Consider the following 2267-nt stretch of genomic DNA (forward strand, 5'->3'; position numbering starts at 1 on the left):
GGTTCGAGCGGGGCGGGTTCGAGCGGACGGGTTCGAGCGGGGCGGGCGGCGCGGGCTGGTGGTTCGGCTCAGGAATCGCGCGGACAGGGATGTGCGAGCTTGCGCTCGCCGCCGGTCCTCCCTCCACAGGCGGGGTACCGGCTCCGTTGTCCCGATCCTGGTCACGGGCCCCGGCCCGATGTCGGTGGTCGCTGATTCAATACACGTATGAGAAGTTCGGGTGACGCGGCGCAGGCGGTCGAGGCGGTGCGCGCGGGCGAGGCGGCGCAGACGCTCGACGCGGTGCGCGCGCTCGCCGGTCTCGCGGCGGGGCTCGCCCGCTCCTCGGCACCGGTGCTGCTCGCGGGGGCCGTCGCCCTGCACACGGCGTACCGGGCGGCGCTGCTCGTGCCGGAGTCGTTCGCGCGGGGGAGTCGTCTTTCCCGGAGCGAGGCGGGAGACCTCGTGGAGCGCTCGATCCGAGCCGAGTTCGCGACGGCGCTCGGGATGTCGGAGCGCGTGGCGTCTCGGCGTCTCGAGCATGCTCGGCTCCTCATCGAGGACCTCCCGGCGACCCGTGCCCTCCTGGCCGAGGCCCGGATCCTCTGGGAGGCCGGCGAGGTCGTCTGCGCCGCCGCCGCGACCCTCCCCGCTCCGTCGCGCGCGCCCTTCGACGAGCGGGCGGCCGCCGCGGCGCTCACGCAGACGCCCACCCAGCTCCGCCGGACCGTGGCGCGGTTGCGCGACGAGCTGCACGAGCAGCCGTTCACCGAACGCCACGCCCGCGCCCGAGAGGACCGCAGCGTGTGGCTCGGAGCCGAGGCCGACGGCATGGCCACGCTCTGCGCCCTGCTGCCGGCCCCGGTCGCGGTCGGCGCCTACAACCGTCTCGACCGCATCGCCCGCTCGCTCCGCGACGGGGCGGACGCGGCGGGGATCGGGTTCGGTGCAGGTGCGAGTGCGAGTGCGAGTGGGAGTGCGAGTGCGACTGCGACTGCGACTGCACAGAGCGGTACTGGTGCCCGTGGCGATGCTCCGGTGGCAGTCGGCGCGCGGACGGACGCTGGTGCTGGTGCTGGTGCTGGTGCTGGTGCTGGTGCTGGTGCCGGTGCCGGTGCCGGGCTCGGCGCGGAGACGGGTGGCGGCGCCGGTGGAGACGCTGACATCTCCCTCGGCGACGGCCGGACGCTCGCGCAGCTGCGGGCCGACGCCCTCGTCGATCTGCTCATCGACGGCGACATCTCCGCAGACGGATCCTCGGGAGAAGGAGCGAGCGCCGTCCGCGCCTCGGGCTCCGGAATCCACGCCTCGGTCTCCGGAGTCCGCGCCGACGTGCGCCTCACCCTCGCCGCCAGCACCGCGGTCGGCCTCGACGACGCGCCGGCCGAACTCGACGGCTACGGTCTCGTCCCCGCCGACATCGCCCGGGAGCTCGTGCGCACGGCGGCCGCCTTCACGCGGGTGCTGACCGATCCGGACACGGGAGTGGTGACGTCGGTCGGCAGGACCCTCCGCGTCCCGCCCCCTCGGATGCGCCTCCAGCTGCAGCTGCGCGACCGGACCTGCCGGTTCCCCGGCTGCACCCGCTCGTCCTCGACGGCCGAGGCCGACCACACCCTCGAGTGGCGGAACGGAGGCGAGACCGCCCTCGGCAACCTGGCCTCGCTCTGCGTCGCGCACCACCACGTCCGCCACGGCGACCGCTGGACCTACGCCCTCCATCCGGACGGCACCGTCGTCTGGACGACCCCCACCGGCCGTCGGATCACCGACCGACCGCGGGCGCTGCCCGGAGCTCCGCTGCCGCCCACGCGACGACCGACGCCGCAGTCGGCGCAAGAACCGGAGCCGCAGCCGCACCCGCTGTCACCACGATCCTCGTCATCGCAGCTGAGGTCATCGCGACCGTCGTCACCTCGACCGTCGCCATCGCTGCTGTCGCCGACGCGGCCGCGGTTCGTGGACGCGTCTCCGCCGTTCTGATCCGCAGCCCGACCTGCCGGGCGATCCGACACTCCGTCGGCCGCGAGGCGGTGCATCGCCGTGCCTGGACACGCCCAGGCGCCCTCGCGCTCTCGCACCTCCGGCGCCGCGAGGTCCGTCGGCACGTTGGCGCTTCGTCGAGCCTCGAGCCTCGAGCCTCGAGCCTCGAGCCTCGAGCCTCGAGCCTCGAGCCCCGTGTCCCGTGGTGCTTCGGCGCTTCGGGGCGTCGGCCACCGCGTCCCGGTCCGCCCGCGTCCCGGTCCGCCCGCGTCCCGGTCCGCCCCTGTCCCCGGTCCGCCCCTGTC

The 2267-nt window shown here is 75.0% G+C and carries 1 protein-coding gene; it reads left to right on the forward strand.

The annotated features are described in order from the left end of the window. Positions 1-207 precede the first annotated feature (207 nt). Positions 208-1962 (forward strand): HNH endonuclease signature motif containing protein, encoded by a 1755-nt coding sequence (locus tag C5C30_RS17240; protein ID WP_104334191.1) that lies wholly within the window; start codon positions 208-210, stop codon positions 1960-1962. Positions 1963-2267: the final 305 nt, after the last annotated feature.

Origin of the sequence: Rathayibacter sp. AY2B5, assembly GCF_002931645.1 — a bacterium.
Lineage (GTDB): Bacteria > Actinomycetota > Actinomycetes > Actinomycetales > Microbacteriaceae > Rathayibacter.

Excerpts from the sequence above, each read along its gene's own strand:
- C5C30_RS17240 (WP_104334191.1), top strand. The coding sequence starts at position 208 with ATGAGAAGTTCGGGTGACGCGGCGCAGGCGGTCGAGGCGGTGCGCGCG.